This window comes from Anaerotignum neopropionicum (assembly GCF_001571775.1).
Lineage (GTDB): Bacteria > Bacillota > Clostridia > Lachnospirales > Anaerotignaceae > Chakrabartyella > Chakrabartyella neopropionicum.
The window spans coordinates 720,902-734,541 of sequence record NZ_LRVM01000001.1; the positions used below are offsets into that span (position 1 = coordinate 720,902).

General features: G+C 39.2%; 12 protein-coding genes and 1 tRNA gene. 7 read left to right on the forward strand and 6 right to left on the reverse strand.

Annotation, left to right across the window (positions count from 1 at the left end; genetic code table 11):
* Positions 1–72: 72 nt before the first annotated feature.
* Positions 73–1,020 carry a chemotaxis protein gene (locus tag CLNEO_RS03480; protein WP_066084463.1) on the forward strand — a complete coding sequence of 316 codons (948 nt, stop codon included), beginning with the start codon at positions 73–75 and terminating at the stop codon, positions 1,018–1,020.
* 52 nt (positions 1,021–1,072) lie between these two features.
* Here the strand turns inward: CLNEO_RS03480 and CLNEO_RS03485 are convergent, their stop codons facing one another.
* The 3 genes from CLNEO_RS03485 to CLNEO_RS03495 form a co-directional block, all read right to left on the reverse strand.
* The gene (locus CLNEO_RS03485; protein ID WP_066084465.1) at positions 1,073–2,035 is read right to left on the reverse strand and encodes a serine hydrolase domain-containing protein; all 963 of its coding nucleotides are present in this window, start codon (positions 2,033–2,035) and stop codon (positions 1,073–1,075) included.
* 463 nt (positions 2,036–2,498) lie between these two features.
* Complete coding sequence (locus CLNEO_RS03490; protein WP_066084466.1) at positions 2,499–3,221, reverse strand: late competence development ComFB family protein; 723 nt, start codon at positions 3,219–3,221, stop codon at positions 2,499–2,501.
* Positions 3,222–3,314: 93 nt separating this feature from the next.
* Positions 3,315–4,103, reverse strand: coding sequence for a ParA family protein (locus CLNEO_RS03495; RefSeq protein WP_066084470.1), 789 nt, complete (start codon positions 4,101–4,103; stop codon positions 3,315–3,317).
* A gap of 130 nt (positions 4,104–4,233) precedes the next feature.
* Between CLNEO_RS03495 and fliD the strand changes: the two genes are divergently transcribed.
* From fliD to CLNEO_RS03510, 3 genes are read left to right on the forward strand one after another with little or no spacing between them, the layout of a single operon-like run.
* Positions 4,234–6,663 carry a flagellar filament capping protein FliD gene (gene fliD, locus CLNEO_RS03500; protein ID WP_066084472.1) on the forward strand — a complete coding sequence of 810 codons (2,430 nt, stop codon included), beginning with the start codon at positions 4,234–4,236 and terminating at the stop codon, positions 6,661–6,663.
* Positions 6,664–6,692: 29 nt separating this feature from the next.
* The gene (locus CLNEO_RS03505) at positions 6,693–7,079 is read left to right on the forward strand and encodes a flagellar export chaperone FliS (RefSeq protein WP_066084476.1); all 387 of its coding nucleotides are present in this window, start codon (positions 6,693–6,695) and stop codon (positions 7,077–7,079) included.
* Between the two features lie 23 nt (positions 7,080–7,102).
* The gene (locus CLNEO_RS03510) at positions 7,103–7,501 is read left to right on the forward strand and encodes a hypothetical protein (RefSeq protein WP_066084479.1); all 399 of its coding nucleotides are present in this window, start codon (positions 7,103–7,105) and stop codon (positions 7,499–7,501) included.
* Between the two features lie 43 nt (positions 7,502–7,544).
* Here the strand turns inward: CLNEO_RS03510 and CLNEO_RS03515 are convergent, their stop codons facing one another.
* The 3 genes from CLNEO_RS03515 to CLNEO_RS03525 form a co-directional block, all read right to left on the reverse strand.
* Positions 7,545–8,390, reverse strand: a complete 846-nt coding sequence (locus tag CLNEO_RS03515) for a C39 family peptidase (RefSeq protein ID WP_157723471.1) — start codon at positions 8,388–8,390, stop codon at positions 7,545–7,547.
* Positions 8,387–9,082 carry a cell division ATP-binding protein FtsE gene (locus CLNEO_RS03520; RefSeq protein ID WP_242864146.1) on the reverse strand — a complete coding sequence of 232 codons (696 nt, stop codon included), beginning with the start codon at positions 9,080–9,082 and terminating at the stop codon, positions 8,387–8,389. The genes CLNEO_RS03515 and CLNEO_RS03520 overlap by 4 nt, the downstream gene beginning before the upstream one ends.
* 407 nt (positions 9,083–9,489) lie before the next feature.
* Positions 9,490–9,560 (reverse strand) — tRNA-Gly (locus CLNEO_RS03525).
* Positions 9,561–9,725: 165 nt separating this feature from the next.
* On the opposite strand from CLNEO_RS03525, the gene murA reads away from it, so the two are divergent.
* The 3 genes from murA (at position 9,726) to ftsH (ending at position 13,456) form a co-directional block, all read left to right on the forward strand.
* Positions 9,726–10,988: a UDP-N-acetylglucosamine 1-carboxyvinyltransferase gene (gene murA / locus CLNEO_RS03530; RefSeq protein ID WP_201032850.1), complete on the forward strand. Its 1,263-nt coding sequence runs from the start codon at positions 9,726–9,728 to the stop codon at positions 10,986–10,988.
* A 91-nt stretch (positions 10,989–11,079) separates the two neighbouring features.
* A complete protein-coding gene (locus CLNEO_RS03535) occupies positions 11,080–11,514 on the forward strand; it encodes a MarR family winged helix-turn-helix transcriptional regulator (protein WP_066084487.1) in 435 nt (144 codons plus the stop codon).
* A 79-nt stretch (positions 11,515–11,593) separates the two neighbouring features.
* Positions 11,594–13,456, forward strand: a complete 1,863-nt coding sequence (gene ftsH, locus CLNEO_RS03540) for an ATP-dependent zinc metalloprotease FtsH (RefSeq protein ID WP_066084490.1) — start codon at positions 11,594–11,596, stop codon at positions 13,454–13,456.
* The last annotated feature ends 184 nt before the right edge of the window (positions 13,457–13,640 follow it).

A 13,640-nucleotide genomic window follows, 5' to 3' on the forward strand; every position in this document is an offset into this window, starting at 1 on the left:
TTTTGGTTTTTTTGTTAAATTATAAATGCAAGAAAAAGAAGAGATGACTACAATAATAATGGAGGAATACATATGGCCGTAAAAAACAAGAGCGAAATTTTACTTGAAACAGGAACAAATGAGATAGAAATTATGGAATTTAAAATTAATAATAAGCTCTACGGGATCAATGTTGCCAAGGTGCGTGAAATTATGGTAGCAGAGCCTGTTACAGCTATGCCTTTGGCTCATCCTGTTGTAGAGGGTGTTTTTAAGCCAAGAGGAACCGTTATTACTGTGGTTAATTTAGCAAAATATTTGTTTGGTGATGAAAAGACAGAGGACGAGAGGGATTTATTTATTGTTACCAACTTCAATAAAATGCACATTGCTTTCCGCGTAGATAGTGTGGAAGGAATTGTTAGGTTATCCTGGACAGAGATTCAAAAGCCGGATAAGACCGTTAGCGGCGGCGAAGAAGGAGTAGCTACGGGAATTACTGAAATAAATGGGAATTTAGTTGTAATTTTGGACTTTGAGAAAATAGTATCTGAAATTGCGCCTCGTACAGGGATACAAGCAGAGGATATAATGAAGCTTGGAGAAAGAAATACAACAGAACTACCAATTATTCTGGCGGAAGATTCCATATTATTGTCGAAAATGATACTGGAATGCTTACATCAAGCAGGGTTTAAAAATATTATAAAATTTGATAATGGGCAAGAAGCGTGGGACTTTTTACAAACAATTAAAGACGAGCAGGCTTTGGAAGAAAAAGTGGCTTTAGTGATTACAGATATTGAGATGCCCGCTATGGACGGGCACAGATTAACAAAACTAATTAAGAGCAATAAGCTCCTTAAGCAATTGCCAGTTATTATTTTTTCCTCTCTGATTAATGATGAGTTATACATAAAAGGAAAACAAATTGGTGCGGATGAGCAGATTAGTAAGCCTGAAATCGGAAACTTGGTTGAGGTGATTGATCATTTGCTTGCAAAAGGAAGCAAAAAAGAGATGCAACAAGTCAATAATTAATATCAAATGAAGCAAAAGAGTTGTCTTAAGGGGCAACTCTTTTTATGTAGTATTATTTGATTTGCGGTAGGATGAATTTGTTGATCAGCTCAATTCTAGGTTTGGCACGGGGCTTGAAGCGGCAAGCAATGGCAATGACCACCTGTTCTTTGGGGTTAACATAGATGGTGCTGCCACTATCACCAAGTGCTGCGAAGGTACCGCTCCCATCAGTATCAAGGCTCCACCAGAGGTAACCGTAGGGAAGGTCATTCCAGCGGGCGTGTTCCTTCGTGCTTTCTTTCATCCAGCAGGCAGAAACAAGCTGTTTGCCATTCCAATTACCTTGGTTTAGACAGAGTTGACCTATTTTTGCCATATCTTTAGGGCTTAGGGTTAAACCCCAGCCGGAGGTTGGTGAGCCTTTCGGATCCACAACCCAACCGCTTACATTTTTATTTTTAATGAAGGCTATATGCTCCTCTTTGTTGGCAAAGCTTATTGGTGTGGGTACGCTAATGGCAAGTGGGGTAAACAGGTTCTTTTCGGAGAATTTCAGCATCGACTCTCCGGTGGCATTTTCAAGTACTCCAGTGAGAATTTGTGCCCCAACGGTTGAATACTTGAAATCTCCAATGGTTCCGTTTCCTCCTAATAAGTCCAAGGCTGCTTTTATCCAATCTTCGCTGCTATATACTTTTGTATAGGGTTCCCACTTGTATTTGTAGGGGGCTGTCATGGTCAGTAGGTTTTTCAAGGTAATGTTTTGGATGGTATTCTCTCGCCTTTTAATGATATAGCTTGGGAAGAATTCTAATACCTTCTGGTCTACACTCTTGATATATCCCTGATCAATTGCTATTCCAATCAGGATGGAGGTGATGCTCTTGGTTACGGAAAAAATGTGGATTGAATCTGTTTCTTTGTGTCCATCAAAATAATTTTCATAGATCAGCTTTCCGCTTTTTTGCACTACAAGCCCAGCGGAATTACTGTATTCCGCCTGAATTTCTCGAAGCAACATTGCGTCATTCATAATATCGATTTCTCCTTTTCTGTTTTAGGGAAGTGCTGATTGATTCCGTATGCACAGCTAGTGGGTACATTTTTCGTTTGGACATAGTCCAAAAGCCTCACAATAGTGTTGCTATTCCTACGTTTTTTTCCTGCCAAACAAAAAAAATCCTCCACCATCTGCCCACCCTCTATTAAATCAGCACTTTAGTAGATTACATCGATGTATGAATCATTGTATTTTGATTAAAAATTTTTTTCAAGAGTTTTTTTAATTTCTTGCAACGTTATTATATATTCACAATGCTTTTCCACAACAAGATCATAAACGAAGGTTTTAAGCCATAAATTTATCAGTTTTATGTAAAATAATTATCAAGTTCATGTTTTACATACAGTACATTTAGAGGCAAGAGCTTTTTTTGCACAAAAAATCCGAGGTACACGCCTCGGACTTTGTTTGCTTATTTATTTTCTACGCTATATTAGTGAAGCGGATTTTGTTTTACCATTACACATGCATTTGATAATTGTGCGGCAACAGCGGTTTTATATTTTTCTCGATAAAAACTGAGCAAAGGAATGATGCGGGGGTTATCGGTAACGATATACTTTGCAGGAAGATTTGATAGGGCAATGGAAATAATATCCGCCTTGCATCTTTGACAAGGGCAAACACCAAACATATTTTGAAATTCTTCCAATCTTTCCAGTACAAGCCTTTCGTAAACATTCAAGTAATGAAAGACCCGTTCCGTAGGAGTTTCTACGGAACGCATCTGTGTATGATTCTCTGGGGGAATAGGTGCTTCCCTTCCTTCTTCAGGCATTGGTGCCAGTATTTTTTCAGTGACATCATTTGTAAAACCTTCTCTTGCCGACAAATTAGTTTCCTGACTTACTGGGGTTTCCGCTTGTTCGGCTTTTTCAACGTTTTCTTCTTTTGCGTACTCGCTGCTGTTTTGCGTCGGAATGGTTTCCTCCAAAATCCCGTTTTCTTCTTGTTCTACAAAAACTTTTAAATTTTCGTCGATTTTTTCAGCAATGGATTTATCATTGGCGGGTTCAATCCCCATAAACAATAAATCATTTGAAACATCCAATCCTGTATTATCAATTTGCATTTGTTCTTCCATAGCTTGATGCTCATCTTTAGCCTTAGAGATAAGGTTTAAGACGTGGGCGGTTTTGTTTGTTTTACGCGCCATTATACTACCTCTTTTCAAAAATAATTAGACTTCACAGGTAAGAATAAAGCAATATTGTTCTTACCTGAAAATATAGCTTGGGGATAAAAGACATCATTTGGCAGGATGTTTCTTTTTTGCTGCCTTACAACGAATAAGAACCTCCTCCACAAAGTCAATATAATCATGTGTTGGCTTTGATCTTGGTGAATATAAAAGGATACAGGTTCCGTGTGCCGGGGCTTCCGCAACGGCAACGCCGGATCTTATTCTGGCTTTAAACACTGAAGTATTCAGTTGTTTTGCAATTTCATCGGCCAAATCAGCGACCTCATTTGCAAGGTTCGTACGACTATTATATTTCGTAAGCAACAATCCTAATACATTTAGCTTGGAGTTGTAGAATTTTTTCACTGTTTGGGTGGTTTCCTTTAGCTGACTAACGCCAAGAAGGCTTAATATTTCGGGAACCATAGGCACAATCAGATGATCAGAGCATACATAGGCATTCACCGTTAATATGTTTAATGCGGGCGGAGTGTCAATTATGATGTAATCATATTTATCCATTACAGATTGAAGGGCCTCTTTTAAAAGGTATTCTCTGCCGGAACGGTTAAATTCAAGCTCTGCACCACTTAATAAAATATTTGATGGGATAATATCGCCATATTCCGTTGTTTGTATTACGTCTTCAATTTTTGCAGTACCACGGAAAACATCGTAAATCGTTTCTGTGTTTTCAATATCCAGCCCTAGTGAAAAGCCAAGATTTCCCTGTGGATCAAGATCGATTCCAAGAACTTTGTATTCTTGAAGTGATAAGCCTGTGATAAGCGTAGCGGTAGTTGTTGTCTTCCCTACGCCGCCTTTTTGATTGGTTAATGTAATGATTACTGACACGAGTATCACCTCATAATTTTATTTTTGTGGAACTAAACTATTAATAAAAGTATACTATATGTCGAAAAAGAAGTATAGAGAAAAATTTGTTATGATTTTCAAGAAATCATTTTTTATAAGGAGGAATACGATGGCAACAATAAATAGCCTTACATCAACCTCGTCTAGCAGCAATGCATATGGAAGCCAATCAAAAGCCATTGGCGGTCTTGTCAGCGGGTTAGATACTGACACTTTAATTGATGGTATGACGATTGCTACGCGAAGTAAAATTGCAAAGCAAAAACAAAGTAAAACTTTATTATCATGGAAAACAGATGCCTATCGCGCAATCAGTGATAAGCTGGTTAGCTTTGCCCAGAAATACACTTCATATACTTCAAGTACAAACCTGACTAGCGAGAGCTTTTATAAAAAAAGTGTGGTTAGCGCAACAGGCACAAACAATAAGTATGTTTCTGTTTCTGGAACAGCTGCAACAGGAGAGCGGCTTTCCTTACTTGGGGTGAAGCAGTTGGCAAAGGATGCAAGCTTTACTACCACCGACACCTTATCCAATAACATCATAAAAACTGGGGCGATTAATTATGGTGATAGTGATTCTTGCACAATCACAGGGAAAAATCTTACCGTTAAATACGGAAGTGAAAGCTATACGCTAACTATGCCGGAAAAAGAAGGCGGCGGGGTATATACAAGTGCTGCCGAGGTTGCGGAGGGACTGACCAAAGCAATGGAAGGTGTGGAACTTAGTAACGGGAAGAAGCTTAGTGAAGTAATGAGCGTTACAGCAAACGGAGAAACGCTAAGCTTTAAAAATATTGACGGTGTTGGGAACGGATTAGAAATAACCGGTGGAAATGCTGATTTAATGAAAATTTTGGGGATAACTTCGGGATCCTCTTCTCTTGTTAACAAAAGCATTACCGATGAGGGCGTGGATGCTGTTGCCGCTATTGATGCTGAAGATCTTCATGCGAATGTAAGCTTTGCCGAAAAAATGAAAGGGAAATCCCTTACCTTTGAATACAACGGCACAAAAAAGACGATTACCTTTGATGATGAAACAAAATTAGACGAATCAAAGTTTATGGAATATATTCAGGATGAATTGAATTCCGCATTTGGAAAGGGAAGAATTCAGCTGACCCAGGATGGCGAAAAAAGAATTCAGTTTGAAACGACTGTGCCTGGGGGCGGTGTGGATCAATCCTCTATATTATATATTACCAGTGGCTCAACTGGGGTTATGGGGGATGGCAGTGTTTTGGGAATTAGAAATGGTTCTTCCAATAAGGTGAATTTGGATTCCACCCTTGCCGAATCAGGAATTAAGGATGTGGCAAGCGTTAACCTTGAAAATGGCACTGAATATGAAATTACAATCAATGGAGAAAGCATTAAGTTTACATACGAAGAAAATAAAACCACGCTGCGAACCATTATGTCAGCAATTAATGCCAATGAAAAAGCTGGTGTAAAAATTTCCTACCAAGCCAATAGTGACTCTTTTTCCATCACTTCCACCCAAAAGGGCGCTTCAGGCTCTGTAGAAATTGGAAAAAATGGAGTATTAACTGATTTTGAAAAATTGCTTTTTGGGAAGCGAAATGATGATGGCACAATAAGTAATACTATAAACGGAAACACGGTTGACGGGCAGGATGCGATCATTCTCGTGGACTTTGACGGAGAGGGCGGAGCCGAGGCCATGGAAATTTCCCGCGGTACCAATTCCTTCTCGCTAAACGGCTTAAATATTGCCGTAAATGGCACCTTTGGCTATGAAAAGGATGAATTAAACGAATTGCAATATGTAGAGGGAACTGAGGCAGTTAAGTTTGATGCCAGTGTTGATACAGATAAGATTGTAACTGCGATTAAGAGCATGATTGATGATTACAATGAATTGGTAGAGGCAAGCAACTCTGCCATAACAGAAAAACGCAACAGAACTTATGCCCCTCTTACAGATGAGCAAAAGGCAGATATGTCTGAGTCTGAAATTGCAAGCTGGGAAGAAAAGGCAAAATCTGGTATGCTTTATGGGGATTCGGATGTTACAAGCTTAACGAATGACTTAAGATATATTTTTATGAATATGGGCAGCAACGGTTTTTCATTATCTGATATTGGAATAACAGTTTCCTCCAATTGGCAGGAGAATGGTAAAATATCTCTGGATGAAACAAAGTTAAAGTCTGCATTGGCAGAAGATGCGGACAGCGTAAAGGCATTGTTTACGGAGGCAAGCACCGAGGGGAAGCTTACAACAGGCGGCATTATGACAAGAATGAAGGCTTTAACAGACAAGTATGCAGCAACCACAGGAGCAACCAAGGGCATTTTGGTTGAAAAAGCCGGAAACTCAAAATCACCAACCTCGTTATTGAGTAATAGACTGCAAAAGCAAATGGACGATATTGATAAAATTATTTCTAGGCTTGAAGATAAATTAAAAACAGAGCGTACTAGATATCAAAAACAATTTACGCAATTAGAAACACTTATGCAAAAACTAAATTCCCAGAGCAGTTGGCTGTATGATTATAGCAGCTAATAATTTGTTGAAAGGGTTGGCGAGAGAAAATGAATCAGTATGGTTATCAGCAATATAAGCAGCAATCAGTGAATACAATGACCTCGGGGGAGCTTTTATTGCTTTTGTTTGACGAATCTGCCAAAAGGCTTACAAAAGCGGAAATGTGTTTGAAAAATGATGATTTTGATGGGTTTGATGCTTCTATGAACCGGGTTTCGGAAATTGTCCGATATTTGGATAAAACGCTTGATAAGACCTATTCCGTTGGAAACGAAATTTCTAAATTGTATGAATATTTTCAGTTTCAGGTTGCCAGAATTAAGGCGGGAAGAAATCTGGATATGATAAAAGAACTAAGAACTATGATCCTTGAGCTTAGGAATACTTTTAAGGAAGCAGATCGTATTTCTCAAACGCAGCTGGTGAAAAATTAGAGAACCTAAAGGATGTGCGCAAAATGAATACTGTTTTTACTGGAATACTCTTAAACCTCCAGAAAAAATACAACAAAGTAAATGAATTTCAAGATATTACAAAGCAAATGGCAGCAAGCCTGCAGCGTAATGATTTGTACTCCTTTCAGTTGCTAATGAATATGCGTACAGAGTTGATGATTGATATTGAAAACATGGATTATGCTGAGGAGGAGCTAATAAAAAGTTTGTCCGAAGATGATGAAAAGCAGATTAGAAGTGCCCTCAGCAAGGAGATGGAGGGAAAGCAGTTTGCAACTCCGGATTTGCAGCGCATAAATGATATTTATAACAAAACCAAGAGAAGCCTGCAAAACACAGTTCAAGTGGACAAGGCGATTAGTCTAAAGGTTGGCGGGGAGAATTCTTTCTATCATAATTAAAACAGAAAAAAAGGCTTGCGTGCTTAACAGCCGCAAGCCTTTTTTATGCTTTGTTAATAGACCAAAAAGGCCCACCTGCGCTGGCAGAATACTTTGCTTCGTTTAAAATCGTATTAATATCCCAAGCCTGTTCACTGTTTTCGGGACTCTGAGAATCTGCAACTAAAACCTTCCCATCCTCCGTAACACCACGCAGGAGGATAAAGTGCCCTTGGGAGGTGAAAATACCTCGATTCATAAGCACAACCACAAGATTTCCGTTGGAAAGCTCCTGCAAAATGGTTTCCTTGGAAGGGCTTTTAAGGCTTTTGGAAGTAAGACCATAATTATCTGCACCTTTTGGGATAATGGAGTGATAAGAGCCACTGTTATTACAAAAATGACCGTTTTCATAAGCCCATTTTGCCGTTATGTCAGGGGTGACCGCTTGATCCGTAAGGGTGCTTACAAGCATGGCAAGGGTAGTCGGCCCGCAGCCAAAAACGCCAATAATATTATCTCCGCCATAAATCGTGGTTTTCCAACGGGGATCATTTTGGTCAAAATAAACCAAATTGATTGTACTAGACTCTAAAAGCTTCTCGTCTGTATCTTTTTTATCATCGTCCTTGGACTTTTTGGTTTCCGTGGAATCCTTTTTTTCCTTTGCAATGGCTTTTGCGATTGCCGCTGTTTCTCGTTTTGCATCAAATGCGGCCTTTTGGGATTTTAAGGTGGATACCAGGGCAGAGGTGTGTTGTTGGGTTTCTTTAATAAAATAATTAATGTCCCAAGGGGTGACACGCGTTGCAAATAGATACAGAAAGCATATGAAGCTGACGTATGTTCCAATAAATACAGTATTAAAAAATTTTTTTCTTATATTTTTTTTCTTTTTATATTTTTTCATATAATCCAACCATATTTTCCTTTACTAACATCACCCAAAATTTTTCCGTTTTGTAAAGTAATGACTCGTTTTTTCATGATATCTACAAATTCCTTTGCATGGGTAGCAATAATTACTGTGATTCCCAACTGATTAATATCGCTGAATAAAGACATAATATCAAGAGAGGAATCATAATCCAAATGTGCTGTGGGCTCATCGGCAATGATGATTTTAGGGTTATTTACAACAGCCCTTGCCATTAAGATTTTAAATATTTCACCACCTGACAAATTTTGAGGGTACTCTTCCATTTTTTTTGTCATTCCCACAAGCCCAAGAGCCAATGGAATGGCTTTGCGTATAGCTTTGCCGGACTGTCCTGTTGCCAACATGGCAATTTCTAAATTTTGATAGACGGTTTTGTTTTCAATGAGCAAATAGTCATTATGAATGATACCCAAAATTCGTCTGTAGTATGGAAAATCTTTTTGAGACAACTGATTTAATAACAGGTTGTTTACAATAATATCCCCTGAGGTGGGTTTGATATCTCCTGTTAGGAGGTTGATAATGGTGCTTTTCCCGGAACCTGTTTTTCCAACAAGAAATACAAAATCTCCGTCTTTAATTTCCAAAGAGATTTTTTCAATGCCGAACTCGTTGTTTGGATAGATTTTTGATACATTGTTGAATACGATCAATATTCTCATGCCTTTCAAAGTTAATATAAATGCAATAAAGACAGTTTTTTACCCAATTAAAGTATAACACTGATGCGAAAAAAAGTACATACTGCAAACTAAGAGAAAAAAATGTGGAAAATTAGTTTTTTATTGTACTGCTGTTATTTTTTTCGTTTGCTTTCGTTCATTGTATGTAAATTAGTATAAATTTAAACTGGTTAAGCCCATAAATTATAAACAAGAATTTTATGCAACAAAAAACCCCTCTGTTGAGGGGTTACTTTCGTTTTTTTAACATACTTCGTGTTGATATGTTGGCAGTTTTGACTGTTCACCAAACTTTTGTACCCAAAAAAAATTTAAGAAAATTAAATTTGCTTTTATATTGTAAGTATTTTTGTTATTTTCTCCTTTTTTTGGTAATACTGGAAAAAAGCGGATGATGGGAATCGAACCCACCTCTAAAGCTTGGGAAGCTTTCATTCTACCGATGAACTACATCCGCAGGACATGTATCTATTATACCAGAAGTTTCAAAACTGTAAAGTACGAATTTAAACAAAATTTTTACAAAATCGGCTGATATTTTATCGGTTGTTTTTATATCCTGCGGATATACTAATGGAGCAATCATCATATTTATTTTTTTCAAGAAATGCGAGGGATGGTTATGGAAAAATTTGTAATTCATCATGCGGATTCACTGCAAGGAATGGTTCGTGTCAGCGGAGCAAAAAATGCCGCTTTACCAATTTTAGCCGCTTGTCTTTTGACGCAAGAACCATGTGTTATTGAAAATGTTCCACCTCTTACAGATATTTTGAACATGCTGGAAATTATTAGGGGATTTGGAGCTGAGGTTTCTTACGATCAGGAGAAGGAATCCATTGTTATTTGTGCAAAAGAGTTGACATCTTTGGAAAGCTATTATGAGCAGGCAGGAAAAATGCGAGCCTCTATTCTTGTAGCAGGACCTCTTTTATCCAGATATGGGCAGGCAAAACTGCCACATCCGGGAGGATGTCAAATTGGAAGCAGGCCTATTGATTTGCATTTAAAAGGCTTTCATGCCATGGGAGCCAAAAGCAAACAAGAGCACGGAATCATAGAGTTAACTGCTAAAAGAATGAAGGGTACCAGTATTTATCTGGATTTTCCAAGTGTTGGAGCAACGGAAAACATTATGATGGCGGCGGTTTTGGCAAGGGGAACCACTGTAATCGAAAATGCGGCGGCAGAACCGGAAATTATTGATTTGGCAGATTTTTTAAAAGGGATCGGGGCAAATATTCAAGGTGATGGCACAGATACCATAGAAATTACTGGCGTAAAGGAATTAACCGGCAGCACCCATCCTGTCATTCCCGATCGAATAGAGGCAGGTACGTTTATGGTTGGAGCGGCAATCACCGGTGGGGATATTATATTGCAAAATGTAAGAGAGGAGCACTTGAAACCCGTTATTGCAAAGCTTGCGGAATGCAATGTGAAAATTGAAACGGTTCCTGAGGGACTTCATGTTTGCAGAAAAGGAAAGCTTCAGCCTTTGCAATTAAAGACCATGCCTTTTCCCGGCTTCCCTACAGATATGCAAGCCCCATTTATGAGTTTAATGGCTTTGGCAAAAGGGACAAGCGTCATTACAGAAACAGTTTTTGAAAACCGTTTTACCCATGCGGGCGAGCTTCTGCGTATGGGTGCGGATATTCGTATTGAAAGCCGAAATGCGGTGATTGAGGGGGTTGAGGAATTGACGGGAAGCAAGGTTCGTGCAACGGATTTGAGAGCTGGTGCAGCTTTAATCCTTTCGGCATTGGCGGCGAAGGGGGAAACGGAAATCGGGGACATTCATCATATTGAGCGAGGGTATTATAAAATAGATGAAAAGCTAAGGGCGCTGGGCGCAGATATTCAACGGCAGGAGGAAAATTAAGCAATGATACACAAATGTTAATGATTATTTAATTGCCTTTCGGTTGTTAGGATGCTATACTGTCAGCAACCTAACAATCGGAGGTGAAATTGTGGACAATAATTCAAAATTTTGTGTGGAGCTAAAAGTCTTGGTGAACTCAATTTGCCGTTTTTTAGGGCAAAATTCTTGTGATAGGGAAGGAAAGAACTTAACTTCCATCCAGCTTTGGATTATTCACTATCTTTATGAGAATCAAGGCAATGATATTTTCCAAAGAGATTTGGAGGTTGATTTTAACATAAGAAGATCAACCGTATCGGGAATTATCCAAAACATGGAGAAAAAGGGATTAATTTCAAGGGAAAGCGTAGAACGGGATGCGCGATTGAAAAAAATAACCCTTACAAATGATGCAATGATGCTGTATCAAGAAATGTTGGCTCAAATTACATTGATAGAGAAAAAAATGACAGAAAATATTACGGAGGAAGAATGGACTGTATTTTTTCGTGTACTGGAAAAAATTAAAAAAAATATACAATAATGTTCTGAAAATTCTATGTTATGTTGGAAAAAAGAATGCTTATACATAAGCCAAGGGTGGACAGAAAGAGAGTGAATCTATGAAAAATAAAAAGTTACCGTTTATTTACTATTGGCTGTTGGCTGTGATGTTAATGGGGATTATCAATGTGTTTTTATTGCCCTTATTCACAAAGAATGCAATTGAAAAAGTAACCTATGATGTTTTTTTAAGAGAATTAAAGAGTGAAAATATAAATGAAGTTCAAGTTAATGATGATAATATTTATTTTATATTAAAAGGTGCAAGTGACGAGGAAACCCAGGGTGAATCGGAAAAGGTGTATGCAACAGGGCGCATGGACGACAGTATGCTGGTGGAGCGGTTGGATGATGCAGGAGTAAAGTTTAACGAGGTAAAGCCTAAGCAAATTTCTCCTCTTGTCAGCACGTTGATTATGCTGCTTTTGTTTGGTTTGTTCTGGCGCTTTGTAATGAGCAAGATGATGGGCAAAGTAGGGGGGATGGGAGGAAACGCCATGTCCTTTGGAAAGGCAAATGCAAAAGTATATGTTAAGGCGCAAACGGGCAAGACCTTTGTTGACGTTGCGGGACAAGATGAAGCAAAGGAAGCGCTTACGGAAATTGTTGATTTTTTGCATAATCCATTCAAATATACGGTGGTTGGCGCAAAAATGCCGAAAGGCGCTTTACTAGTGGGTCCTCCGGGGACAGGGAAAACCCTTTTGGCCCAGGCGGTTGCAGGGGAAGCAAATGTACCGTTTTTTTCGATTTCTGGTTCCGAATTTGTTGAAATGTTTGTAGGCATGGGTGCGGCAAAAATAAGGGATTTGTTTAAGCAGGCAAATGAAAAAGCTCCTTGCATCGTGTTTATTGATGAGATTGATACCATTGGGAAAAAAAGAGATGGCGGCGGTATGAGCGGCAATGATGAGAGGGAGCAAACCTTGAATCAGCTATTGACGGAAATGGACGGTTTTGATGGTCAAAAAGGTGTTGTCATTTTGGCGGCGACAAACAGGCCGGAAACCTTAGACAAGGCCTTGCTGCGCCCCGGTCGCTTTGATAGGCGAATTCCTGTAGAATTGCCGGATTTAAAAGGACGAGAGTCTATTTTGAAGGTTCATGCCAAAAAAATCACAATGGAGGAAAACATTGATTTTGCATCTATTGCAAGGGCAACCTCCGGCGCATCGGGAGCGGAGCTTGCAAATATTATAAACGAAGGCGCCTTACGTGCCGTTAGAATGGGGCGTTCTTCGGTAGGGCAGAGTGATTTAGAGGAAAGCGTTGAAGTTATTTTGGCGGGATACCAGCGAAAGGGAGCGGTAATTTCCAAGCATGAGAAGGATATTATTGCTTACCATGAGGTTGGACATGCCTTAGTTGCCGCAAAGCAAAAAAATTCTGCACCTGTTCATAAGATAACGATTATCCCTAGAACCTCCGGCGCCCTTGGTTATACCATGCAGGTGGATGAGGGGGAATTTTTCCTAATGGACCGGGAAAAAGCCTTTAATAAAATCGTAACGTTGACGGGTGGTCGTGTGGCGGAGGAAATTATTTTTAATTCCATTACCACTGGGGCTTCCAATGACATTGAGCAGGCCACAAGAATGGCACGGGCGATGATTACCCGATACGGTATGAGTGATGAGTTTGGCATGGTTGCCTTGGAAACGGTGCAAAATCAATATTTAGGTGGAGATACAACCCTGGCATGCTCTAACGAAACTGCTGCAAAAATTGATAAAGCGGTGATTCAAATGATAAAGGAAGCCCATGATAAGGCATATGCCATTATTTCTGAATACAGAGAAAAAATGGATGAAATTGCAGCATATCTCCTGGAAAAAGAAACCATTACAGGTAAAGAATTTATGGAAATTCTGAATGGGGAAACCACTGAATTAAAAAACGAGGTTGTTGAAACGCAGAGCTAAACAAAAATCATCACCACCAGCTCAGCTGGTGGTTTGCTCTGCCCCTAGAAGGGGCTTTTACCAACTTGCATCTAAAGATGCATTGAACGGTTTGCCAACCGTTTCTTATTCTCTGGCTACTGCTAAAGCAGTTTACTTCTTGCCTGTGCTCACTTGCTCACCCGTAAACGGGTCAATGTATTCT